At 67.2% G+C, this 22,543-nt stretch carries 19 protein-coding genes; 7 read left to right on the top strand and 12 right to left on the bottom strand.

What is annotated here, in order from left to right; genetic code table 11:
* Positions 1–83: 83 nt before the first annotated feature.
* The gene (locus tag N5D30_RS13645; protein WP_220815088.1) at positions 84–266 is read left to right on the top strand and encodes a hypothetical protein; all 183 of its coding nucleotides are present in this window, start codon (positions 84–86) and stop codon (positions 264–266) included.
* 157 nt (positions 267–423) lie between these two features.
* On the opposite strand, the gene N5D30_RS13640 is transcribed toward N5D30_RS13645, so the two are convergent.
* A complete protein-coding gene (locus N5D30_RS13640) occupies positions 424–669 on the bottom strand; it encodes a hypothetical protein (protein ID WP_279909434.1) in 246 nt (81 codons plus the stop codon).
* A 171-nt stretch (positions 670–840) separates the two neighbouring features.
* Here N5D30_RS13640 and N5D30_RS13635 point away from each other — a divergent pair, with 171 nt between their 5' ends.
* The 4 genes from N5D30_RS13635 (at position 841) to N5D30_RS13620 (ending at position 4,049) form a co-directional block, all read left to right on the top strand.
* Positions 841–1,374: an iron transporter gene (locus tag N5D30_RS13635; RefSeq protein ID WP_279909433.1), complete on the top strand. Its 534-nt coding sequence runs from the start codon at positions 841–843 to the stop codon at positions 1,372–1,374.
* 130 nt (positions 1,375–1,504) lie between these two features.
* Positions 1,505–1,825: a cupredoxin domain-containing protein gene (locus N5D30_RS13630; RefSeq protein ID WP_279909432.1), complete on the top strand. Its 321-nt coding sequence runs from the start codon at positions 1,505–1,507 to the stop codon at positions 1,823–1,825.
* Positions 1,826–1,833: 8 nt separating this feature from the next.
* Positions 1,834–2,688, top strand: a complete 855-nt coding sequence (locus N5D30_RS13625) for an FTR1 family protein (protein WP_279909431.1) — start codon at positions 1,834–1,836, stop codon at positions 2,686–2,688.
* A complete protein-coding gene (locus tag N5D30_RS13620) occupies positions 2,685–4,049 on the top strand; it encodes a 4Fe-4S binding protein (RefSeq protein WP_279909430.1) in 1,365 nt (454 codons plus the stop codon). The genes N5D30_RS13625 and N5D30_RS13620 overlap by 4 nt, the downstream gene beginning before the upstream one ends.
* Positions 4,050–4,119: 70 nt before the next feature.
* Here the strand turns inward: N5D30_RS13620 and N5D30_RS13615 are convergent, their stop codons facing one another.
* From N5D30_RS13615 to N5D30_RS13565, 11 genes are all read right to left on the bottom strand, one after another.
* Positions 4,120–4,851: an anaerobic ribonucleoside-triphosphate reductase activating protein gene (locus N5D30_RS13615; protein WP_279909429.1), complete on the bottom strand. Its 732-nt coding sequence runs from the start codon at positions 4,849–4,851 to the stop codon at positions 4,120–4,122.
* A 262-nt stretch (positions 4,852–5,113) separates the two neighbouring features.
* Positions 5,114–5,263 carry an anaerobic ribonucleoside-triphosphate reductase gene (gene nrdD / locus N5D30_RS13610; RefSeq protein ID WP_220815095.1) on the bottom strand — a complete coding sequence of 50 codons (150 nt, stop codon included), beginning with the start codon at positions 5,261–5,263 and terminating at the stop codon, positions 5,114–5,116.
* A 34-nt stretch (positions 5,264–5,297) separates the two neighbouring features.
* The gene (locus N5D30_RS13605) at positions 5,298–7,313 is read right to left on the bottom strand and encodes a ribonucleoside triphosphate reductase (protein ID WP_279909428.1); all 2,016 of its coding nucleotides are present in this window, start codon (positions 7,311–7,313) and stop codon (positions 5,298–5,300) included.
* A 727-nt stretch (positions 7,314–8,040) separates the two neighbouring features.
* A complete protein-coding gene (gene moaA / locus N5D30_RS13600; protein ID WP_279909480.1) occupies positions 8,041–9,030 on the bottom strand; it encodes a GTP 3',8-cyclase MoaA in 990 nt (329 codons plus the stop codon).
* 41 nt (positions 9,031–9,071) lie between these two features.
* The gene (locus N5D30_RS13595; protein WP_279909427.1) at positions 9,072–10,043 is read right to left on the bottom strand and encodes a peptidylprolyl isomerase; all 972 of its coding nucleotides are present in this window, start codon (positions 10,041–10,043) and stop codon (positions 9,072–9,074) included.
* A gap of 188 nt (positions 10,044–10,231) precedes the next feature.
* The gene (gene narI, locus N5D30_RS13590) at positions 10,232–10,927 is read right to left on the bottom strand and encodes a respiratory nitrate reductase subunit gamma (RefSeq protein WP_220815784.1); all 696 of its coding nucleotides are present in this window, start codon (positions 10,925–10,927) and stop codon (positions 10,232–10,234) included.
* Positions 10,920–11,675: a nitrate reductase molybdenum cofactor assembly chaperone gene (gene narJ, locus N5D30_RS13585; protein ID WP_279909426.1), complete on the bottom strand. Its 756-nt coding sequence runs from the start codon at positions 11,673–11,675 to the stop codon at positions 10,920–10,922. Before narJ ends, narI begins: the two co-directional genes overlap by 8 nt.
* A 3-nt stretch (positions 11,676–11,678) precedes the next feature.
* A complete protein-coding gene (gene narH / locus N5D30_RS13580; RefSeq protein ID WP_279909425.1) occupies positions 11,679–13,217 on the bottom strand; it encodes a nitrate reductase subunit beta in 1,539 nt (512 codons plus the stop codon).
* Positions 13,218–13,228: 11 nt separating this feature from the next.
* On the bottom strand, positions 13,229–16,981 hold the full coding sequence (locus tag N5D30_RS13575; RefSeq protein ID WP_279909424.1) for a nitrate reductase subunit alpha: 3,753 nt from the start codon (positions 16,979–16,981) through the stop codon (positions 13,229–13,231).
* Positions 16,982–17,048: 67 nt separating this feature from the next.
* Positions 17,049–18,464 carry a NarK family nitrate/nitrite MFS transporter gene (locus tag N5D30_RS13570; RefSeq protein ID WP_279909422.1) on the bottom strand — a complete coding sequence of 472 codons (1,416 nt, stop codon included), beginning with the start codon at positions 18,462–18,464 and terminating at the stop codon, positions 17,049–17,051.
* 18 nt (positions 18,465–18,482) lie between these two features.
* Positions 18,483–19,745: a nitrate/nitrite transporter gene (locus tag N5D30_RS13565; RefSeq protein ID WP_220815780.1), complete on the bottom strand. Its 1,263-nt coding sequence runs from the start codon at positions 19,743–19,745 to the stop codon at positions 18,483–18,485.
* A gap of 233 nt (positions 19,746–19,978) precedes the next feature.
* Between N5D30_RS13565 and N5D30_RS13560 the strand changes: the two genes are divergently transcribed.
* A complete protein-coding gene (locus tag N5D30_RS13560; RefSeq protein WP_279909420.1) occupies positions 19,979–21,781 on the top strand; it encodes a HAMP domain-containing protein in 1,803 nt (600 codons plus the stop codon).
* Positions 21,778–22,407, top strand: coding sequence for a two-component system response regulator NarL (gene narL / locus N5D30_RS13555; protein ID WP_279909418.1), 630 nt, complete (start codon positions 21,778–21,780; stop codon positions 22,405–22,407). Before N5D30_RS13560 ends, narL begins: the two co-directional genes overlap by 4 nt.
* Positions 22,408–22,543 lie beyond the last annotated feature (136 nt).

The following is a 22,543-nucleotide window of genomic DNA, read 5'->3' as shown; positions in this document are numbered from 1 at the left end:
TCGATTGAAAAAATCTTTTTTACCGACCCCTGCTTTGCCGCTATAAGGTGCGCCATCAGCCTCCGAACCTTTGGAGTGGGCCTATGAGCACCGGCAAAGAAGAACTCGAACTCGAAGACGATTTCGTCGCCGAAGACAGCGAAGACGCTGGCGAGCGTACCGTGGAGGTCGCCAAGACCAACCTGACCAAACGCCGCATCATCGACAACCTGCTCGACGAGCGCCGCCTGCAGAAGCAGCTGAGCGACTACGACTACGATTTCTGAGCCTTCGGCCACCCTCCCGCGGAGGGACTGAATCCAATCCACACCCTGCCCCGGCAGGGTGTTTTTTTGGCTCCGTCATTGGCTGTGGCGGTATTGCCGTAGGGTGCGCCGTGCGCACCGGCAAGCCCGCGTACGCCCTTGGTGCGCGCGGCGCACCCTACGGAGCATGAGCGCCCTGCCCCTCGCCAAGTCCTGCCAAGCGCTCCTCCAGCCCCACCAGGGCGTGGTTGATGGAGATGCAGTTGGCCAGCATCTCCTCCATTTTCGGTTGCAGTTCGAGGGTGAGTTCGGAGACGCCGCTGCGCAGGAACCAGCGGGACATCAGCTGCATCGAGTCCGCCAGGGCGACCTGGTTCTGGTGCAGCAGCCATACGACGGCGAGCAACGCTTGCTGATCTTTCACCTGTCGGCTCCAGGAAATTGGCCTCCGCCAAGATCGGACGTAGGCGGCGAACATGCCATACCCCGATGGTGATACCTCTCTCTCTCTTCATAAAAATTGACGAGAATCATTATCGATAATCCTCAACCTTCCTACGCTGGCCCGGTCATCTCCGAACCGGAAACCCAGCGCATGAAGACCTCTACCCTGCTGCCTCTGATCGCCCTCCTCGCCACCGCCTCCGCCAGCGCGAAGGAATACCCCATCGGCGAGCCCCAACAGTGCGCCGGCATGGAGGTCGGCGCCGTATACCTGCAGCCGATCGTGATGGACCCGCCCGGGATGATGCGCCCGGCGGCCGAGTCCGACGTGCACATGGAAGCCGATATCAGCGCCCTGGAAGACAACTGCCACGGCTTCCAGGAAGGCAGCTTCGTTCCCTATCTGTCCATCAGCTACACCCTGCAGCGGGTGGGCAGCGACAAGCTGATCCAGGGCGAATTCCACGCTATGGTCGCCAGCGACGGCCCGCACTACGGCGACAACGTGAAGCTGGATGGCCCCGGCAAGTACCAGCTCACCTACCGCGTCGCCGCGCCCGGCGGCGACCATCACGCCTTCGGCCGCCACACCGACAAGGAAACCGGCGTGGCGCCCTGGTTCGAGCCCTGTGAGCTGGAATACAGCTTCACCTACGCCGGTATCGGCAAGAAAGGTGGCTACTGAGCAGCGGCGAGCCAATAGATATGCACCACTGTAGGAGCGGCCTTGGCCGCGAACCGGCAAAGCACTGCAAGAGCTTCGCGGCCAAGGCCGCTCCCACGGCTGCGGAACCAACCGACACGCGGAGACCCGCATGAGAATCCTCTTCGTCCTCCTGGCGCTGCTGGCGTTGCCGGCCTGGGGCGCACCGCTGCCGAGCTACGAGCTGAGCATCAGCGACGGGCACTTCACGCCGCCCAGCCTGACGGTGCCGGCGGGCCAGCGTTTCAAGATCGTCGTGCGCAACGTCGGCCAGGGGCCGGTCGAGTTCGAGAGCCTGCCCCTGCGGGTGGAGAAGGTGCTCGGCCCCGGCGTCACCTCGTTCGTCGTGATCCACCCGCTCAAGCCGGGGCGCTACACCTTCTTCGACGAATTCCACCTCGACCTGCCGGGCGGCTACATCGAGGCGCAGTAGGAGCGGACATGGAACAGGCACTTCTGATCGTCTGGCGCGAAAGCATCGAGGCCCTGCTGGTCATCGGGCTGCTCCATGCCTGGCTGAGGCGTCAGCACGACGGGCACCGGCACTTCCACCTGCTGTGGCTGGGTGTGCTCGGCGGCGGCGCCCTGGCGGCGCTGCTGGCGGCCCTGATGATCCTGGCGGGAAACTGGATGAGCGGCCCGGCGGGCGAGTGGTTCCAGGCGGCCATGAGCGCCCTGGCCAGCGTGCTGATCCTGCAGATGGTGATGTGGATGCGGCACAACGGCCGGCAGTTGCGCGGCAGCCTGGAGAGCCGCGCCGAGCACGCCCTGACCCAGGGCCGGCGCAGTGGCCTGATGCTTCTCGCGGCCATCGCCGTGGCCCGCGAAGGCAGCGAGATCGCCATCTTCCTCTACGGCGCCGCTGGCGCGGCCAGCGCCTCGTCGATGCTGCTCGGCGCGGGACTCGGCGTGCTGCTCGGGGCCCTCAGTTTCGCCCTGCTCCAGGCCGGCAGCCACCTGCTGGACTGGCGGCGCTTCTTCGCCATCAGCGAACTGCTGATGATCTCGCTGGGCGGCGCCATGCTGATGAACGCCCTCGACCGCGCCACGGGGCAATGGATGGGCATGGACCTGCCCGAACGGTTCTACGGCTGGCTGGGCGACCCGCTCTGGGACAGCTCGGCCTGGCTCGACGATGGCTCGCGCCTGGGCGGTATGATCGCCGGGCTGACCGGCTACCGGGCCATGCCCTCCCTCGTCGCGGTGCTGACCCTGGCCGGCTTCTGGCTGCTCGCCTACCGCTGGCGGCGCGCGGCGCGCCAACCCGCCGAGGAGACACCCCGGAGCGCCGCATGAACGCCGCGCTGAATCGCCGGCTCGCCGCCCTGGGCGACGGCATGCGCCGGCATGCCGGCCTGATCCGCCGGCTGCAGTGGGCGGTGGTGCTGGTCTACGCCGCGCTGCTGGTGGTGCCGGCCGCCCTGCCGCTGCCGGATACCCACGCGCGTATCCTGGACAACCTCGCGCTGCTGGCCCAGTTCGTCTTCTGGGGCATCTGGTGGCCCTTCGTGCTGCTCTCGGTGGTGCTGTTCGGCCGCCTGTGGTGCGGCCTGCTGTGCCCCGAAGGGGCGCTCAGCGAGTGGGCCAGCCAGCGCGGCCTGGGGCGCGGCGTGCCACGCTGGATGCGCTGGGCCGGCTGGCCCACGGTCGGTTTCCTGCTGACCACCCTCTACGGCCAGCTGATCAGCGTCTACGACTATGCCCAGGCGGCCCTGCTGATCCTCGGCGGCTCCACCCTCGCAGCGATGCTGGTGGGTTTTCTCTATGGCCGCGGCAAGCGCGTGTGGTGCCGCTACCTGTGCCCGGTCAGTGGCGTGTTTGCCCTGCTGGCGAAGCTGGCGCCGGTGCATTTCCAAGTGGACGAGCAGCGCTGGCGGGCCAATCTTCCGCCTCACCGCCCGCCGCCCAACTGCGCGCCATTGCTGGATATCCGCCGCATGCAGGGCGCGTCCGCCTGCCATGCCTGCGGCCGTTGCAGCGGGCAGCGCGACGCCGTGCGCCTGATCGCCCGCTCCGGCAGCGCGGAGATCGTCGACCTGGGCGGCGAGGCGGACGGCTGGGAGTCGCGCCTGCTGCTGTACGGGGTGATCGGCCTGGCCATGGGCGCCTTCCAGTGGACGGTCAGCCCCTGGTTCATCGCCCTGAAGCAGGCCATGGCCGAATGGCTGGTCGGGCACGATATCTTCTGGCCGCTGCAGGCCTCGGCCCCCTGGTGGCTACTGACCCACTACCCGTCGAACAACGATGCGTTCACTTGGCTCGACGGTCTGGCGATCTGCCTCTACCTCGCCGCCAGCAGCCTCGTGCTGGGCGGATCGCTGCGGCTCCTGCTCGGGCTCGGTGGGCGCATGGCCGGACAGTCGGCGGCCTTCGCCCGCCACCTGGCGCTGTGCCTGGTGCCGCCCGGCGCCGCGGGGCTGTTCCTCGGGCTGTCTTCCACCACGGTGAAGCTGCTGCGCTACGAAGGCCTGGTCCTGTCCTGGGTGCCCTCCGCGCGAGGCGCCCTGCTGCTGGGCGCGGCCTGCTGGAGCCTGTGGCTGGGCTGGCGCGTCTGCCAGCGCCTGCCGGCGCGGCAACGGCTGGCGCCGATGACCGGCCTGCTGCTGGCCAACGCCCTGCTCGGCTACTGCTGGTGGCTGCAGTTCTGGGGCTGGTAACGCGATTCGCAGGGCCGTAGGGTGCGCCATGCGCACCAGCGGAGTCAGTGGCCGCGAGCGAAACAGGCTTTCAGATATCGCGCAGCTCGAAGCGGGCGAACAACTGTTGCAGATAGGGCCACAGTTCAATGGCCTCGGCCGGGGTCGGGGCGTTGCCCAGGGTAGGGTCCAGCATGCGTCCGGGGCGCGCCAGTTGCACGGCGAAGCGCTGCACGCCGACGGCGGCCAGGCGCTCGGCCAGGCGTTGCAGGCGCTGGCAGTCGAACAGGTGCCAGTGCACCGTGGTGCGGCACTCGAAGTCCACGCCGCTGGCGATCAGCAACTCCAGGCTTTCCCAGTTGACCCGCCCGCTGCCGGAGACGCCGGTGATCAGCGCCGCGTCCTCTTCCAGCGCCTTGATGTCGAAGCCGACCCAGTCGCACAGCGGCAGCACGCGGCGCAGCGCGTTCGGCTTGATGCCGGCGCTGTGCAGGCCGATCTTGAAGCCCAGCTGGCGCACCCGGCGCATGGCGGCCGGCAAGGCAGACTGCAGGGTAGCCTCGCCGCCGCTGAACACCACGGCCTGGAGCAGCCCCTGGCGCTTGCGCAGGAAGGCGACGACCTCATGCCAGGCCACCGCGCCTTCCGCCTGCGCCCTGATCAGCTCCGGGTTGTGGCAGTAGCGGCAGCGCCAGGCGCAGCCCTGGCAGAACAGCACGCAGGCGATGTGGTCGGGGTAGTCGATGGTGGTCAGCGGCAACAGCCCGCCGACCTTCAGCGAGAATTCGCGCAGGTGCTGCGACCGGCTGCAGGAGGCATTCATCAGGGACTCCGGAGGAAGCCGCCCGAAAGATCCGGGCGGGGTGGGTAATGCCGTTCACCTGGGCCATGTCCCAATGGGGTGTGCTGGCGAGTGCCTTGACCCCGTGGAAGCAGCTGGGCGTCCGCGAATGGAACTGGCAGCGAAGATTCGCGGACAAGTCCGCTCCCACAGGGTTCGTTCATGGCCTTCACCCGCTGCAGCGAAAGGACTGAGCGCATCCGGTCAGTCCTCAGGTGAGCAGCATTGCGAGTGGGATGGCGCGCTATCGCGGCTCGCTGAAATGCCGGCGCTCGCGGTGTTCGGACTGCTTGCCCGGGTTGAAGGCGGATACCGGGCGGTGGTAGCCCATCACCCGGGTCCAGACTTCACAGCGCTGGCGTTGGGCTTCGGGCAGTTGCATGGCTTGTTTCATGGGATGTTGCTCCTTGCGGTGGGTGGACTCTGGTTCAGCCGCAGGCGCCGCAGCACGACTGCTTGTGCAGCAGTGCCTCGTCGCATTTCGGGCAGAACTCGTGTTCGCCTGCCAGGTAGCCGTGCACCGGGCAGATGGAGAAGGTGGGCGTCACGGTCAGGTACGGCAGGCGGAACCGACCGAGCGCCGTGCGCACCAGCTGCTTGCAGGCCTGCGCCGACGAGATGCGCTCGGCCATGTACAGGTGCAGCACGGTACCGCCGGTGTACTTGCACTGCAGCGCGTCCTGCAGCTCCAGCGCCTCGAACGGGTCTTCGGTGAAGCCCACCGGCAGCTGCGAGGAGTTGGTGTAGTAAGGCGCCTCGGGGGTGCCGGCCTGGACGATATCGGGATAGCGCTTCTGGTCTTCCTTGGCGAAGCGGTAGGTGGTGCCCTCGGCCGGCGTCGCCTCCAGGTTGTAGAGGTGGCCGCTGTCCTCCTGGAAGCGCACCAGCCGCTCGCGCACATGGTCCAGCAGTTGCAGCGCCAGGCGCCGGCCGGCCTCGGTGTGCAGGCCTTCGGTGTCGCCCGAGAAGTTGCGCAGCATCTCGTGCAGGCCGTTCACGCCGATGGTGGAGAAGTGGTTGCGCAGGGTGCCCAGGTAGCGCCTAGTGTAGGGATAGAGGCCGGCGTCCATGTGGTGCTGGATCACCTTGCGCTTGACCTCCAGGCTCTCGTAGGCCATCTGCAGCAGTTCGTCCAGGCGCCGCAGCAGGCCCGGCAGGTCCTGCCGGTAGAGGTGGCCGAGGCGCGCGCAGTTGATGGTCACCACGCCCAGCGAGCCGGTCTGCTCGGCCGAGCCGAACAGGCCGTTGCCGCGCTTGAGCAGCTCGCGCACGTCCAGCTGCAGGCGGCAGCACATGGAGCGCACCTGGTTGGGCTGCATGTCCGAGTTGAGGAAGTTCTGGAAGTACGGCAGGCCGTAGCGCGCGGTCATGTCGAACAGGCGCGTGGCGTTGTCGCTGTCCCAGGGGAAGTCGTGGGTGATGTTGTAGGTCGGGATCGGGAAGGTGAACACCCGGCCCATGGCGTCGCCGGCCATCATCACCTCGATGTAGGCGCGGTTGATCAGGTCCATCTCCGCCTGCAGTTCGCCGTAGCAGAACGGCATCTCCACCCCGCCGATCACCGGCACCTGCTCGCGCAGGTCCTCGGGGCAGACCCAGTCGAAGGTCAGGTTGGTGAAGGGCGTCTGGGTGCCCCAGCGCGACGGCACGTTGAGGTTGTAGATGAACTCCTGCAGCGCCTGGCGCACCTGCTCGTAGTCCAGCCGATCGTTGCGCACGTAGGGCGCCAGGTAGGTGTCGAAGGAGCTGAATGCCTGGGCGCCGGCCCACTCGTTCTGCAGCGTGCCGAGGAAGTTGACCATCTGCCCCAGGGCGCTCGACAGGTGTCTGGGCGGCCCCGCCTCGACCCGCCCCGGGATGCCGTTGAGCCCCTCGTGCAGCAGGGTGCGCAGAGACCAGCCGGCGCAGTAGCCGGCGAGCATGTCCAGGTCGTGGATGTGCAGGTCAGCCTCGCGGTGGGCGCGGCCGATCTCCGGGCTGTAGACCTCGTCCAGCCAGTAGTTGGCGGTGACCTTGCCGGAGACGTTGAGGATCAGCCCGCCCAGGGAATAGCCCTGGTTGGCGTTGGCCTGCACGCGCCAGTCCTCGCGGCGCAGGTATTCGTTCATCGACGCGGCCACGTCGACCAGGGTCTTGTGCTCGCGGCGCAGGCGACCGTGGCGCTCGCGATAGACGATGTAGACCCTAGCGGTGTCGTAGTAGCCGGCCTCCATCAGCACCAGCTCGACCTTGTCCTGCACCTGCTCCACGCCCAGGCTGCGGAATTCCAGCAGCCGGGACAGCACCGCGTCGGCCAGCGCCTTCGCTTCGTACGGCCCGAACTGGCCGGTGGCCTGGCCGGCGGCGGCGATCGCGCGCTCGATCTTGCCGAGGTCGAACGACACCTCGCTGCCGTCGCGCTTGAGCAGCGTGCGGGGCCGGTAAGGCGGTTGCTGCGGATTCATTCACTACCCCCTGAACACATCATCTAGTTATGAATTTATCTTTGACACACAAGATGATGTGAATCTACGCCAGGAGGCGGTGATCAGAAATTGATCACGATCAAGTCGGGAGCGATGGCATCCGTGAGCCGTTTCACTTCGTCGCCCTCGCGCATGGACGCGACTGGGTGTCGGGAAACGGTCGAAAAAGGCTATGTGCCCATTGGGCGAAGGCCTGTGATTCGTAGGGTGCGCTGCGCGCACCGATAAATCGGCAACTACGATCCCCGGCTGTTTATCCAGTTGCATGAAAGTTCTGGTTTCGCCCTCCTGGGCGAGTCACTTTCTCTTGTTTGGCCAAGAGAAAGTAACCAAAGAGAAGGCCACCCCGGCATCCGGCCCCGCCTGCGGCGGGGTTCCCTCCCTCCGGTGCTGCTCCGGGGGCACGGCATACACGGGCCATCCATGGCCCGTTATGCGGGGACGCCCAGTTCTTTCGCCGCATCCCTGCGGCTCGTCCCCCTGCGCAACACCTCCGCTCGGCCTCCTGACGGGGACTCCAGCTCCGAGTTGCTTGACGGCTTTACCTGCCGCGACCGCGGACTGGGCTCTTGCTTCTATGGCTACGGCTACGTGCAACACATCACGAGAACATAGCCCCAAAAAAGCCACGCCCGCGACAGACGACCCTGCCCGCCGGCAAGCGTGGCAACCCGCCTGGCGACCAGGCTGGAGGGAGGAACGGGCGTCAGCCGCCGGTGGCGTTCATGAAACGCAGGATCTGCACGTCGCCGACAGCGAATTCATGGCGCAGCGGCTTGCGCGGCAGCGCGGCGCGGATGGCCGCCAGCACCGGTTCGTCATTGCCCGGGTGGCGGCGCAGTAGCGCGCGCAGGTCCACCGAGTGCTCGTGGCCGAGGCACAGCAGCTGGCGCCCTTCGGTGGTCAGCCGCACGCGGTTGCAGGTGGCGCAGAAGTTGTGGCTGTGCGGCGAGATGAGGCCGATGCGCGTGCCGGGGAAGTCGACCAGGCGCAGGTAGCGCGCCGGACCGCCGCTCTGCTCGGCGCTGTCGAGCAGGGCGAAGCGCTCGCCGATGCGTTCGCGCACCCAGTCGCTGGAGCAGTAGCTCTCGCCGCGCTCGCGGCCGACCTGGCCCAGCGGCATCTCCTCGATGAAGCTGATGTCCAGGCCACGCCGGGCGGCGAATTCGACCAGATCGAGCACTTCGTCGGCGTTGCGCCCGTGCATGACCACGGTGTTCAGCTTGATGTTGGCGAAGCCGGCCGCCTGCGCCGCCACGATGCCATCCAGCACCTGGGCCAGCTCGCCGGTGCGGGTGATGGCGCGGAAGCGCTCGGGGCGCAGGCTGTCCAGGCTGATGTTGAGGCGGCGCACGCCGGCCTCGGCCAGGGGCCGTGCCAGTTTGTCCAGCTGCGAGCCGTTGGTGGTCATCACCAGCTCACGCAGCCCCGGCAGCGCGGCGATGCGCTCGCACAGGCCGACCACGCCGGGGCGCACCAGTGGCTCGCCGCCGGTCAGGCGGATCTTCTTCGTGCCGTTGGCCACGAACAGCCGCGCCACCCGCTCCAGCTCCTCCAGGGTCAGCACCTGCTGGCGCGGCAGGAAGGTCATGTCCTCGGCCATGCAGTAGATGCAGCGGAAGTCGCAGCGGTCGGTGACCGACAGGCGCAGGTAGTCGATGGTGCGACCGAAGCTGTCCTGCAGTTGTGCGTCCATCATCATCCCGTCCAGTTCACGTAGCCCGGATGGCATCCGGGCTACTGCAGCAACGGTGAGTCGGCGCCTTCCAGGACGATGCCCTGGATGTCCGCCTCGCCCACCAGGTTCTTCAGGTACTGGGCCACCGCCACCTGCCAGACCCGCTGGTCCAGTTCGGCGCGGATCGCCCCGACCACCGTCTCGAACGGCAGTTGCCGGCCCTCGATGCGCAGGTCCACCTGCACCGCATGGAAGCCGTAGCGGCTCTCCAGCGGTTGCGTGGCCAGGCCCAGCGGCAGGCGCAGCAGCTGGCGCTCGAACTCGGGCACGGTCTGGCCCTGGCTGATCTGCCCCAGCGAGCCGCCCTGCTCCTTCGACGGGCAGGCCGAATGGGCCAGCGCCAGCTCGGCGAAGCGCCCGGGTTCGCCACGCAGCTCGGCGATCAGCGCCTCGGCGCGTTCCCGGGCCAGGCTGCGTGCCTCGGCGTCGTCGGCCGGGCAGCCCAGCAGGATGTGCCGCGCCGCCAGCAGCGGCGCGCTGGCGAAGCGCGCCAGGTTGCGCTCGTAGTAGCGCCGGCAGGTGTCCTCGTCGGCCCGCGGCAGCGGCACCTCGAGTTCGATCAGGGTGCGGGTCAGCGCCTCCTCCTCGCTCTCGCCGCCGGCGGCGCGCACCTGCAGGCCCAGCGCGGCCGCCCGCTGCTGCAGCAGCTCGCGGATCACCAGCGCCTGGCCGGCGAGGAACACCGCCTCGCGGCGGCTCGCCGCCGGGTGGTACTGCAGCTCCTGGGCGATCGCCTCCACCGCGATGGGCAGGCCGTTGACCTTGATCCGCGGCCATTCCTGCTCGCTGCTGGCGATCAGCTCGGGGGCTGGCTCGTCCTCTTCGCCTTCGTCGGCCTCCGGCTCGTCGGCGCCGGGCCGCGAGTCGGGCACCACTTCCTGCACCACCGGCGCATTGGCCGGGATTTCCACTCTCGGCTGGCCACCGCTGCAGCCGCCACCGTTTCCGTTACCACCGCATCCACAACCCATGATGGGATCTCCTCGATCAGTCGGTTTCATTCGCAGAGCGTGGGTGCGGCCTTGGCCGCGAGTTTTGCCTTCCGCCTACGGGTAATTCCGGGTGAAAAGCTCGCGGACAAGTCCGCTCCCACAGGTCCATTTCCACAGGTCCATTTCCACAGGTCCATTTCCACAGGTCAGAGCCTGCAGGTCTGGTCTCAGGCCTTCTGCCGCACGATCTGGTAGCGCCGGCCCAGGTACCAGACCGGCGCGCTGACGATGTGCACCAGGCGGGTGAAGGGGAACAGCACGAACAGGCTCAGGCCGAGGAACACGTGCAGCTTGTACACCGGGCTCACCGGCGCTATCGCGGCGGCGGCCAGCTGCGGCTGCAGGGTCACGGTGTACTGCGCCCAGTCGGCCAGCATCACCATCACCGAGCCGTCCATGTGGTGGGTGGAGGCGTAGATGGTGCCCAGGCCGAGCAGCAGCTGTACCAGCAGCACCAGCAGCACCAGCACGTCCGAACAGCTGGAGCTGGCGCGCACCCGCGCGTCGCTCAGGCGTCGGTAGAGCAGCATCAGCAGGCCGATCAGGCACAGGCCGCCGAAGAAACCGCCGGAGACCATCGCCAGCAGCTGCTTGTTTTCGGTGGAGATCGCATGGTGGTAGATCGACGCGGGCGTCAGCAGGCCGACGAAGTGGCCGGCCAGGACGAACAGCACGCCGACGTGGAACAGGTTGCTGGCGATACGCATGTAGCGGTGCTCGGCCGGCGTGCGGTTGAAGATCTGGCTCGATCCGGCCTTCCAGCTGTACTGCGACAGGTCGAAACGCGCCCAGCTGCCGATCACGCAGACCGCCAGGGCGATGTAGGGATACACGCCGAAGGCGAGTAGATTCAGGTTAGCCATTGCGCACCTCCCGGGCCGGCGCGGCGGCCGACCCATCCTGCTTGAAATCGATCCAGTGCACCGGCACCGGCACTTCTTCGCGGACCTTGCCCGGCCGCGTGGTCTGGCTCGGGCAGCGCTCCTGCTGCTCGGCCTTGAGGAAGTCCACGGCCTCCTCCTCCCACAGCTTGTCGAGCGCCTCCAGGCTGTCGTCGCGCGGCTCGCCGGCCACCTGTTCGCGTACCTTGGCCAGCGCGCTCGCCGGCTGCTCGCCGGCGATCTGCAGCAGCGCGCGGAAGCAGGCCGCATAGGGGCTCTCGCGCTCCTCCAGGCGCGCCGCCAGCAGGGCCAGCAGGTGCGCCACGTCGGCCAGCCCCTCACGCGCCTCGATCGGCTCGCGGCTGGCCAGGTATTCCAGATACAGCGGGATGTAGTCGGGCAGCTCGCGCACGCCGATGGCGAAGCCCGCGGCCTCGTACTGGGCCATCAGGTCGACCATGGCCTGGCCACGATCGCGGGATTCGCCGTGCACGTGCTCGAACAGCAGCAGCGACAGCGCGCGGCCCCGGTCGAACAGCTCGGTGTAGCGTTCCTGGGCGTCCATCAGCTCTTCCCGGGCCAGCTCGTCGAGCAGGCGCAGCAGCGCGCCACGCTGGTCGGGGCTGATCTCGCGGGCGCCTCCGAGGGCAGCCTCCAGCTCCGCGTGGGCGCCTTGCAGCGCCTCGTCGGGATAGTCCAGCAACAGGGAGATCACCTTGAGAATGCGCATGGTTCAGTCCTCCCAGATCTGCACGGTCTTGAGCACATCGCGGCGATTGGCCTTCTTCGCCCCGAACATGTTGGTGTCCGAAGACCCGCTGCAGCCGCTGCCGAAGCTGAAGCCGCAACCGGAACGCTCGGCGAAGGCATCGCTCATCGCCTCCTCGCGGTGCGCTGAAGGGATGACGAAGCGGTCCTCGTAGTTGGCGATGGCCAGGTAGCGGTACATGTCCTCGCACTGCGCCACCGACAGCCCCACCGATGCCAGGACCTGCAGGTCCTGCACGCCGTCGACCTGTTCCGCGCGCTTGTAGGCGCGCATCGCCAGCAGGCGCTTGAGCGCCAGCTTGACCGGCTGCTCGTCGCCGGCGGTGAGCAGGTTGGCCAGGTAGCGCACGGGAATGCGCAGGCTGTCCACGTCCGGCAGCACGCCGTCCATGCTCACGGCGCCCTTGGCGGCGGCGTTCTGGATCGGCGACAGCGGCGGCACGTACCAGACCATCGGCAGGGTGCGGTATTCCGGGTGCAGCGGCAGGGCCAGCTGCCAGTCCACCGCCAGCTTGTACACCGGCGATTTCTGCGCGGACTCGATCACCGACAGCGGCACGCCGTCGGCCAGCGCCTGCTCGATCACCTTCGGGTCGTTGGGGTCGAGGAAGATTTCCAGCTGCTTCTGGTACAGGTCCTGCTCGCTCGGCGTGCTGGCCACCTCGTGGATGCGGTCGGCGTCATACAGCAGCACGCCCAGGTAGCGGATGCGCCCGACGCAGGTTTCCGAGCACACGGTGGGCAGGCCGGCCTCGATGCGCGGGTAGCAGAAGATGCACTTCTCGGATTTGCCGCTCTTCCAGTTGAAGTAGATCTTCTTGTACGGGCAGCCGCTGATGCACATGCGCCAGCCGCGGCACTTCTCCTGGTCGATGAGGACGATGCCGTCCTCCTCGCGCTTGTAGATCGCGCCGCTCGGGCAGGAGGCCGCGCATGCCGGGTTGAGGCAGTGCTCGCACAGGCGCGGCAGGTACATCATGAAGGTGTTCTCGTACTCGCCGTAGATGTCGGCCTGCACCTGGTCGAAGTTCTTGTCCTTGCGCCGCTTGGCGAACTCGGTGCCGAGGATTTCCTCCCAGTTGGGGCCCCATTCGATCTTCTCCATGCGCTTGCCGGAGATGGCCGAGCGCGGCCGCGCCACCGGCTGGTGCTCACCGAGCGGCGCGGTGTGCAGGTGCTGGTAGTCGAAGTCGAACGGCTCGTAGTAGTCGTCGATGCTCGGCAGGTCGGGGTTGGAGAAGATGTTCGCCAGCACGCGGAACTTGCCGCCGATGCGCGGGTTGATCGAGCCGTCCGGGTTGCGCACCCAGCCGCCCTTCCATTTGTCCTGGTTCTCCCACTCCTTGGGGTAGCCGATGCCGGGCTTGGTCTCGACGTTGTTGAACCAGGCGTATTCCATGCCTTCGCGGCTGGTCCAGACGTTCTTGCAGGTGATCGAGCAGGTATGGCAGCCGATGCACTTGTCCAGGTTCAGCACCATGCCCACTTGTGAACGAATTTTCATGGCAGTAATCCTCAAATGTCCTGCGGCAGCGGTTGCGGCAAGTCGTTGCCATTGGGGCCGTCCAGCCAGTCCACCTTGCTCATCTTGCGCACCACCACGAATTCGTCGCGGTTGCAGCCCACGGTGCCGTAGTAGTTGAAGCCGTAGGCCAGCTGGGCGTAGCCGCCGATCATGTGGGTGGGCTTGAGCACCACGCGGGTCACCGAGTTGTGGTGGCCGCCACGGGTCCCGGTGCTCTCCGCGCCGGGCACGTTCACGATGCGTTCCTGGGCGTGGTACATCATCACCATGCCCTCCTTGACCCGCTGGCTGACCACCGCGCGGGCGGTCAGCGCGCCGTTGGCGTTGAAGCACTCGATCCAGTCGTTGTCCTCGATGCCGACCTTCCTGGCGTCGATCTCGCTCATCCACACGATCGGCCCGCCACGGCTCAGGGTGAGCATGATCAGGTTGTCGGTATAGGTGCTGTGGATGCCCCACTTCTGGTGCGGGGTGATCCAGTTCAGGCAGATCTCCGGGTTGCCGTTGGGCATCTTGCCCTGCACGTAGCCGGTCGAACGGGTGTTGATCGGCGGCCGGTAGCTCATCAGGCCCTCGCCGAAGGCGAGCATCCAGGGGTGGTCCTGGTAGAACTGCTGGCGGCCGGTCAGGGTGCGCCACGGGATCAGCTCATGGACGTTGGTGTAGCCGGCGTTGTAGCTGACGTGCTCGTCTTCCAGGCCGGACCAGGTCGGGCTGGAGATGATCTTGCGCGGCTGCGCCTGGATGTCGCGGAAGCGGATCGCCTCATGTTCCTTGGGCAGCGCCAGGTGGCTGTGATCGCGGCCGGTGAATTCCGACAGCGCGGCCCAGGCCTTCACGGCGACATGGCCGTTGGTTTCCGGCGCCAGGCTGAGGATGACCTCGGCGGCGTCGATGGCCGACTCGATCTTCGGCCGGCCCTGGCTGACGCCCTCCTCGCGCACGGTGTAGTTCAGTTCGCCGAGGAACTCGACCTCGTGCTTGGTGTTCCAGTTGATGCCCTTGCCGCCGTTGCCCAGCGTGTCCAGCAGCGGGCCGAGCGAGGTGAACTTCTTGTAGGTGTTCGGGTAGTCGCGCTCGACCACCGTGATGTTCGGACAGTTGAGGCCCGGCTGGGGCGCCTGCCCCGCCGTCTTCCAGTCGCTGCCGCCGAACGGCTGGGCCAGCTCGCCGGGGGTGTCGTGCAGCAGCGGCACGGTGACCAGGTCCTTCTCCACGCCCAGGTGCCCTTCGGCCATCTCTGAGAAGGCCTTGGCGATGCCCTTGTAGATTTCCCAGTCCGAACGCGCTTCCCAGGCCGGGTCGATGGCCGCCGACAGCGGGTGGATGAAGGGGTGCATGTCCGAGGTGTTCATGTCGTCCTTCTCGTACCAGGTGGCGGTCGGCAGGACGATGTCGGAGTACACGCAGGTCGAGGACATGCGGAAGTCGAGGGTGGTGACCAGGTCGAGCTTGCCGATGGCGCCCTCGTCCTGCCATTCGGCTTCCTGCGGTTTGAAGCCGCCGCGCTGGCCCAGGTCGGGGTTCATCACGCCGTTGCGGGTGCCGAGCAGGTACTTGAGCATGTACTCGTGGCCCTTGCCCGAGCTGCCCAGCAGGTTGGAACGCCAGATGAACATGTTGCGCGGGAAGTTGACCGGGTTGTCCGGCTGCTCGCAGGCGAAGCGCAGCGTGCCTTCGGCCAGCGACCTGACCACGTAGTCCTTCGGCTCCAGCCCCGCCACCGCCGCGTCACGGGTGATCTGCAGCGGGTTGCGGTTGAGCTGCGGCGCGCTCGGCAGCCAGCCGGCGCGCTCGGCGCGGATGTTGTAGTCGAGCATGTGCTCGGGGTACGCGGATTTGTCCGCCAGCGGCGACAGCACCTCGTGGATGCTCATCTTCTCGTGGCGCCACTGGGAGCTGTGGTTGTAGAAGAAGCTGGTGCCGTTCATCTGCCGCGACGGGCGATGCCAGTCGAGGCCGAAGGCCAGCGGCAGCCAGCCACACTGCGGACGCAGCTTCTCCTGGCCGACGTAGTGCGCCCAGCCGCCACCGGTCTGCCCCACGCAGCCGCACAACATCAGCATGTTGATCAGGCCGCGGTAGTTCATGTCCATGTGGTACCAGTGGTTCATCGCCGCGCCGACGATGATCATGCTGCGACCCTTGGTCTTGTCGGCATTGTCGGCGAACTCGCGGGCGATCTGGATGGCCTTCTCGCGGCTGACGCCGGTGATCTTCTCCTGCCAGGCCGGCGTGCCCGGCACGCGGTCGTCGTCATAGTGGTTGGCGACGTTGGCGCCGCCCAGGCCACGGTCGATGCCCAGGTTGGCGGCCATCAGGTCGAATACGCTGGCGACCCTGGCCTGGCTGCCGTCGGCCAGCACCAGGGTGCGCACCGGCACGCGGCGCAGCTGGATTTCCTCGCCCGGCGCATGGGCGAAGTGCTCGTGGGCCTGACCGCCGAAGTACGGGAAGGCCACCTCGGCGACTTCGCCGCTGTCCAGCTGGCTCAGCTTGAGGTCGACCGCGCGTCCCTCGCCGCCCTCGCGGGCCTCGATGTTCCACTTGCCCTTCTCGCCCCAGCGGTAGCCGATCGAGCCCAGGGGCGAGACCAGTTCGCCCCCCGCGTCGACGGCGATGGTCTTCCACTCGGGGTTGTTGTCCTGGCCGAGTTCGCCATCCAAGTCGGAGGCGCGCAGGAAGCGGTCGGCGCGGTAGCTGCCGTCCTTCTCGTCGAGCAGCACCAGCATCGGCAGGTCGGTGTAGCGCCTGGCGTAGTCGGTGAAGTAGGCGCTGGGGTTCTCCAGGTGGAATTCCTTGAAGATCACGTGGGCGAAGGCCTGCGCCAGCGCCGCGTCGGTGCCCTGCTTGGGGTTGAGCCAGAGGTCGGTGAGCTTGGCCACCTCGGCGTAGTCCGGGGTGATGGCCACGGTCTTGGTGCCCTTGTAGCGCACCTCGGTGAAGAAGTGGGCGTCGGGGGTGCGGGTCTGCGGGACGTTGGAGCCCCAGGCGATGATGTAGTTGGAGTTGTACCAGTCGGCCGATTCCGGCACGTCGGTCTGCTCGCCCCACACCTGTGGTGACGCGGGAGGCAGGTCGCAGTACCAGTCGTAGAAGCTCAGGCACACCCCGCCGATCAGCGACAGGTAGCGGCTGCCGGCGGCGTAGCTGACCATCGACATGGCCGGGATCGGCGAGAAGCCGACCACCCGGTCGGGCCCGTACTGCTTCACCGTGTAGACGTTGGCCGCGGCGATGATCTCGTTGACCTCGCGCCAGCTGGAGCGGATGAAGCCGCCCATGCCGCGCTTGCTCTTGTAGCTCTGCGCCTTGGCCGGGTCCTCGACGATGCTGGCCCAGGCCTCGACCGGCGCCAGGGTGCGGCGCGCGTCACGCCAGAGTTTCAGCAGGGGTTTGCGGACCTTGGGGTATTTCAGGCGGTTGGCGCTGTAGATGTACCAGCTGTAGCTGGCGCCGCGCGGGCAGCCGCGCGGCTCGTGGTTGGGCAGGTCGTTGCGGGTGCGCGGGTAGTCGGTCTGCTGGGTTTCCCAGGTGATCAGGCCGTTCTTCACGTAGATCTTCCAGGAGCACGACCCGGTGCAGTTCACCCCGTGGGTGGAGCGCACGATCTTGTCGTACTGCCAGCGGGCACGGTAGACGTTCTCCCAGTCGCGCGACTCCTTGCGGGTCTCGCCATGACCGTCGGCGAACTCTCCTTGCTTGCGATTGAAGAAGCGCAGCTGGTCGAGTATGTGGCTCATTTTTCTTTCCTCTCAGGCTGAGCGCGGGCGGTTACCCCGCGCTCGTCATTTCTTTGGCGATGGCTGTCTAGCAGGGCGTTTCGGCGCCCTTGCGCGAGTACCACCACCAGGTGGCCAGGATGCAGCTGGCGTAGTAGCCGACGAAGACGTACAGGGCGATCTCCGGCCCGCCGGTGAGGGCGATGGAGCTGCCGAAGGACTTGGGAATGAAGAACGCGCCGAAGGCACCGATCGCGGAGCTGAAGCCGAGCACTGCGGCCGACTCCTTGCCGGCCTCGCGCAACGACTGCTCCTTGACCGCGGCCCCCTTGCCGGCGCTGAGGCGCTCATGCAGGGTGCGGAAGATCACCGGGATCATGCGGAAGGTGGAGCCGTTGCCGATGCCGGTGGTGACGAACAGCAGCATGAACATGGCGAGGAAACCGTAGAAGTTGCCGCCCTGCCCGTTCTGCGGCAGGAAGGCGATGACGCCGAAGACCGCGGCGATCATCACCACGAAGTTCCACAGGGTCACCCGCGCGCCGCCCAGCTTGTCCGCCACCCAGCCGCCCAGCGGGCGCACCAGGGCGCCGACCAGCGGGCCGAGGAAGGCGAACTTGAGCGCGGTGACTTCCGGGAACGAGGTCTTGATCAGCAGCGGGAAGGCCGCGGCGAAGCCGATGAAGGAGCCGAAGGTGGCCAGGTACAGCCAGCACATCAGCCAGTTGTGCTTGCGCTTGAAGATCACCGCTTGCTCGGCGAAGGAGGCCTTGGCGCTGGCCAGGTCGTTCATGCCGAACCAGGCCGCCACGGTCACCGCCGCGATCAGCGGCACCCAGATCAGGCCGGCGTTCTGCAGCCACAGCTGGCTGCCGTCGGCCAGTTCCTGGGGCTTGCCGCCCACCGCGCCGAACAGGCCGAAGCCGATCACCAGCGGTACCAGGAACTGCATGGCCGAGACGCCCAGGTTGCCCAGCCCGGCGTTCAGGCCCAGCGCGGTGCCCTGCTGGGCCTTGGGGTAGAAGAAGCTGATGTTGGACATCGACGAGGCGAAGTTGCCGCCGCCGAAGCCGCACAGCAGGGCGATGATCACGAACACGCTGTACGAGGTGTCCGGATCCTGCACCGCGAAGCCCATCCACAGCGACGGGACCAGCAGCGACGCCGTGCTCAGGGCCGTCCAGCGGCGCCCGCCGAACACCGGCACCATGAACGAGTAGAAGATGCGGAACGTCGCCCCGGACAGCCCCGGCAGCGCCGCCAGCCAGAACAACTGGTCGGTGCTGAAGGCGAAGCCGATGGCGTTCAGGCGCACGATCACCGTGCTCCACACCATCCACACGGCGAACGCCAGGAACAGCGCGGGAATCGAGATCCACAGGTTGCGGGTGGCGATGGCCTTGCCGGTGGAACCCCAGAAGTGCGGGTCCTCGGGGCGCCAATCCTCGATCACCGGCCCCTGCCGGGGCGGCTGCCCCATGGCCGGATTCTTGGTTGCGGACATGCTCGGTCTCCTCAAGCGTCAGGAAGCGGAATTCATGGGGCCGGTGGAGCCCGACCCCATGACCGGGGTTTTGCGGACTTCGCTGAGGTACATCCAGATCAGGGAGACCCAGACCACGCCGTACATCAGCATGAAGCAGGAGCTGCGCACGCCGGTGAGGTCCACCAGGGCGCCGAACATGATCGGCAGGACGAAGCCGCCCAGGCCGCCGGCCAGCCCGACGATGCCGGACACGGCCCCCATGCGATCGGGAAACTCGTCGGAGATGTACTTGAACACCGAGGCCTTGCCGAAGGCCCAGGCGATGCCCATGACGAACATCAGCGCGGTGAACACCCAGACGTTGAGGCCGACATGGAACGTGCGCGGGCCATCGACGGTGTGCACGGTGAAGTCGGTCTGCGGGTAGGACAGGACGAACAGGCAGATCCAGCTCACCCACATCACCCACCAGGTCACGCCGTGCGCGCCCCAGCGGTCGCTCATCCAGCCGCCGATGGCGCGCAGCACGCCGCCCGGCAGGGAGAAGCAGGCGGCCAGCAGCGCCGCGCTCTGCAGGCTGAAGCCGTACTCCTGCACGTAGTACTTGGTCATCCACAGGGCCAGCGCCACGTAGCCGCCGAAGACGATCGAGTAGTACTGGCAGTAGCGCCACACCCGCGGATCGCGGAGGGTCTTGAGCTGCTCGCCGAAGGACACGCTGCTGGGCGTGCGGTGGCTCTTGTCGTCGTAGCTGAAGAACCAGAACAGCAGCGCGGTGACGAACATGATCGCCGAGTAGATCTTCGGCACCATCTGCCAGCTGGCCGCGGCGATGATCGCCGGGGCGAGGAACTTGGTCAGCGCCGAACCCGCGTTGCCCGCGCCGAAGATGCCCATGGCCAGGCCCTGGCTGGATTTCTCGAACCACTTGGCGACGTAGGCGATGCCCACCGAGAAGGAGCCGCCGGCCAGGCCGACGAACAGCCCCAGCACGAGAAACTGCCAATACTCGGTGGCCTCGCCGATCAGGTAGATCGGCAACACGCAGACCAGCATCAGCACGAAGAACACGATGCGCCCGCCGAAGCGGTCGGTGAGCATGCCCAGCGGCAGGCGGATCAGCGACCCGGTCAGCACCGGGGTGGACGCCAGTAGGCCGAACTGGGTCTCGTTGAGCTGCAGCAGCTCCTTGATGGGTACGCCGAGCACCGCGAACATCATCCACACCATGAAGCAGATGGTGAACGCGGCGGTGCTCATCCCCAGCACCAGCCCCTGTTGCACTTTCCGACTCGCCATGACCGCTCTCCCAAGCGCCTCTCATGGCTCGCAGGCTATGCACCGGCCCCCTCCCGCCCTTGATTCAAATCAAGGAAGCCAGGCCGCTCCAACTCCTACCATGGGGCCGGATACCTCCAAAGGGATAGGCTGGAAATACGAAAAATATCCCTTGTAGATCATCGACTTATAACAACAAGCAAGCTCACCCGCCGGGCCTGCACGGGCGCCGGAACTCTTTGGAGGTAGCCGCCATGCTGGACTGGTTGAAAGGCTCCCTGCCCGCTCGCGCCGGTCTGGCCGTCATCCTCATCGCCACCCTCACCTTCTTCAGCGCGTTCAGCGCCGTGCTGATCGCCTGGGTCAGCGAAGACGACGCCGCGGCCATCAACACCGCCGGCTCCCTGCGCATGGCCGTGTACCGCCTCAACTGGCAGCTGGAGGCGAACGCGTCGCCGCAGGCGATAGGCCATCTGCGCGACGACATGCAGCGGCGCCTGGACAGCAGCGCACTCAAGCACATGGTCGACGGCGACCGGCAGAGCCCGGTGGCCCAGGCCTTCGCCAACATCCGCGACCGGTGGCAGGGGCAGCTGCGGCCAGCCCTGGAGCGTGGTGACAGGGTCACGTTCCAGCAGCAGTCGGAAATCTTTGTCGGCCAGCTCGAACACTTCGTGCTGTTGCTGCAGAAGCAGAGCGAGAAGCGCCAGGGTTGGCAGCAGAGCATCCAGGGCGCGGCGCTGCTGATGACCGTGATCATCCTGCTGGTGGGCATGTTCGAGCTGCAGAGCAGCGTGATCACACCGTTGCAGGAACTGGTGGGCGCCACCGAGCGCTTCCGCGCCGGCGACCTCAATGCGCGGATCGAGCACAGGTCCAGCGACGAACTGGGGCAGATGGCCGACAGCTTCAACGCCATGGCGGATGCCATCGAGGAATCCCACCTGACCCTGGCCTCGCGGGTCGCCGAGAAGACCCAGCAGTTGGCGAAGAGCAATGCCGCGCTGGAACTGCTGTACCAGAGCAGTCGCAGCATCGCCAGCAGCCCGGCCAGCGCCGGCCAGCTCGACGCGCTGATCGACAGCTTCCAGCAGCGCCTTCCCGGCCTGCGCCTGAGCCTGTGCCTGAAGGGCGACATGCGCGAGCCGGTCGAGCACCTGATCGCCCTGCATGGCAGCGCCTCGCGCGACATCTGCTCGCGCAACGAATGCGCCAGCTGCGAGCGGCACGGGGGCAGCGACAGCCTGCTCTACCCGATCAGCTCCCAGGGCAACAACCTCGGTGAGCTGCGCGCCCACTACATCGACCGCCATACGCCGCATCCCTGGGAGCGCGAGCTGATCCAGGCGCTGGCGCACCTGATCGGCACCTCGCTGTCGCTGGAGCGCCAGCGCGAGCAGGACGACCGCCTGCTGCTGCTCGACGAGCGCACCACCATCGCCCGCGAACTGCACGACTCCCTGGCCCAGGCCCTGTCCTACATGAAGCTGCAGGTGAGCCGTCTGCAGACGCTGATCCGCCGCGGCGAGCAAGGCGAGCGCCTGCTGGAGGTCAGCGACGAGCTGCGCGACGGCCTGAACAACGCCTACCGCCAGCTGCGCGAGCTGCTCACCACCTTCCGCCTGCAGATCCAGGACGGCGGCATCGAGCAGGCGCTGGACGACACCGCCCGCGAGTTCGCCGAGCGCGGCGGCATCCGGGTGCTGCTGGAAAGCTCGCCGCTGGCCTTCAGCCTGTCGGCCACGGAACAGATACACCTGCTGCAGATCGCCCGCGAGGCGCTCTCCAACTGCGCCCGCCACGCCCAGGCGGAACAGGCCTGGGTGCAGCTGCGGCAATCCGGCGAAGAAGTCGAGCTGCTCGTCGAGGACGACGGCGTCGGCATCACCCTGGGCTTCGACACCCGCCTGCACCACGGCCTGAACATCATGCACGAGCGCGCCCGCAGCCTGGGCGGCAAGCTCTCCATCACCCGTCGCAAGCAGCGGGGCACGCGCGTGGAACTGCGCTTCTGCCCCGGCTTCCTGCGTCAACCGAGCCACGAGGCCTCGCTATGAACGCCCACACCCTGCTGCTGGTCGACGACCACCCCATGATGCGTCGCGGCATCCGCCAACTGATCGAACTGGAGGGCGACCTGGTGGTGGTCGGCGAAGCGAACAACGGCGCGGAGGCCTGCGAGCAGGTCGCGCGACTGACTCCCGACCTGGTCCTGCTGGACAACAACATGCCCCAGCTCAACGGCGTGGAGACGCTCAAGCGCCTGCGCGAACAGGGCTTCGCCGGCAAGGTGCTGCTGTTCACCGTGTCCGATGCCGAGAACGACGTGCGCGACGCCATGCGCTTCGGTGCCGACGGCTACCTGCTCAAGGACATGGAACCGGAACACCTGATCGCCCGCCTGCGCGACGTGCTGCACGGCACCCTGGTGGTCAGCCCGTCCCTGACCACCGTGCTGGCCCAGGCCCTGCGCACGCCGCAGGGCGCCAGCTCGCTGGACCTCACCGACCGCGAGCGCCAGGTGCTGAAGATGATCGCCTCCGGCCTGAGCAACAAGATGATCGGCAACAAGCTCGGCATCACCGAGGGAACGGTGAAGGTCCACGTGAAGAACCTGCTGCACAAGCTCGGCCTGCGCTCGCGGGTGGAGGCCGCCGTGTGGGCCCTGGAGAACCTGCGCTGAGGCTCTGGGTTGTGTGGGAGCGGCCTTGGCCGCGAACCGAGGCGGCACGGTAAAAGCTTCGCGGCCAAGGCCGCTCCCACAGCATGCTTTTCCGCACACGACAGAAACCATGCGTGACACGCCGATCGGCGGTGTG

This window comes from Pseudomonas sp. GD03875, from assembly GCF_029840585.1.
Taxonomy (GTDB): domain Bacteria; phylum Pseudomonadota; class Gammaproteobacteria; order Pseudomonadales; family Pseudomonadaceae; genus Aquipseudomonas; species Aquipseudomonas paralcaligenes.
The sequence above is the reverse complement of the archived record's forward strand: the minus strand, read 5'-3'. Positions and strand labels throughout refer to the sequence as shown.

Coding starts and splice junctions, on each gene's coding strand:
- narH (WP_279909425.1), bottom strand. CDS start 13,217: ATGAAAATTCGTTCACAAGTGGGCATGGTGCTGAACCTGGACAAGTGC.
- nrdD (WP_220815095.1), bottom strand. CDS start 5,263: ATGAAACAAGCCATGCAACTGCCCGAAGCCCAACGCCAGCGCTGTGAA.
- N5D30_RS13595 (WP_279909427.1), bottom strand. CDS start 10,043: ATGGGTTGTGGATGCGGTGGTAACGGAAACGGTGGCGGCTGCAGCGGT.
- narI (WP_220815784.1), bottom strand. CDS start 10,927: ATGGCTAACCTGAATCTACTCGCCTTCGGCGTGTATCCCTACATCGCC.
- narL (WP_279909418.1), top strand. CDS start 21,778: ATGAACGCCCACACCCTGCTGCTGGTCGACGACCACCCCATGATGCGT.
- N5D30_RS13575 (WP_279909424.1), bottom strand. CDS start 16,981: ATGAGCCACATACTCGACCAGCTGCGCTTCTTCAATCGCAAGCAAGGA.
- N5D30_RS13625 (WP_279909431.1), top strand. CDS start 1,834: ATGGAACAGGCACTTCTGATCGTCTGGCGCGAAAGCATCGAGGCCCTG.
- moaA (WP_279909480.1), bottom strand. CDS start 9,030: ATGGACGCACAACTGCAGGACAGCTTCGGTCGCACCATCGACTACCTG.
- N5D30_RS13570 (WP_279909422.1), bottom strand. CDS start 18,464: ATGTCCGCAACCAAGAATCCGGCCATGGGGCAGCCGCCCCGGCAGGGG.
- N5D30_RS13560 (WP_279909420.1), top strand. CDS start 19,979: ATGCTGGACTGGTTGAAAGGCTCCCTGCCCGCTCGCGCCGGTCTGGCC.
- N5D30_RS13630 (WP_279909432.1), top strand. CDS start 1,505: ATGAGAATCCTCTTCGTCCTCCTGGCGCTGCTGGCGTTGCCGGCCTGG.
- N5D30_RS13645 (WP_220815088.1), top strand. CDS start 84: ATGAGCACCGGCAAAGAAGAACTCGAACTCGAAGACGATTTCGTCGCC.
- narJ (WP_279909426.1), bottom strand. CDS start 11,675: ATGCGCATTCTCAAGGTGATCTCCCTGTTGCTGGACTATCCCGACGAG.
- N5D30_RS13605 (WP_279909428.1), bottom strand. CDS start 7,313: ATGAATCCGCAGCAACCGCCTTACCGGCCCCGCACGCTGCTCAAGCGC.
- N5D30_RS13565 (WP_220815780.1), bottom strand. CDS start 19,745: ATGGCGAGTCGGAAAGTGCAACAGGGGCTGGTGCTGGGGATGAGCACC.
- N5D30_RS13615 (WP_279909429.1), bottom strand. CDS start 4,851: ATGAATGCCTCCTGCAGCCGGTCGCAGCACCTGCGCGAATTCTCGCTG.
- N5D30_RS13635 (WP_279909433.1), top strand. CDS start 841: ATGAAGACCTCTACCCTGCTGCCTCTGATCGCCCTCCTCGCCACCGCC.
- N5D30_RS13620 (WP_279909430.1), top strand. CDS start 2,685: ATGAACGCCGCGCTGAATCGCCGGCTCGCCGCCCTGGGCGACGGCATG.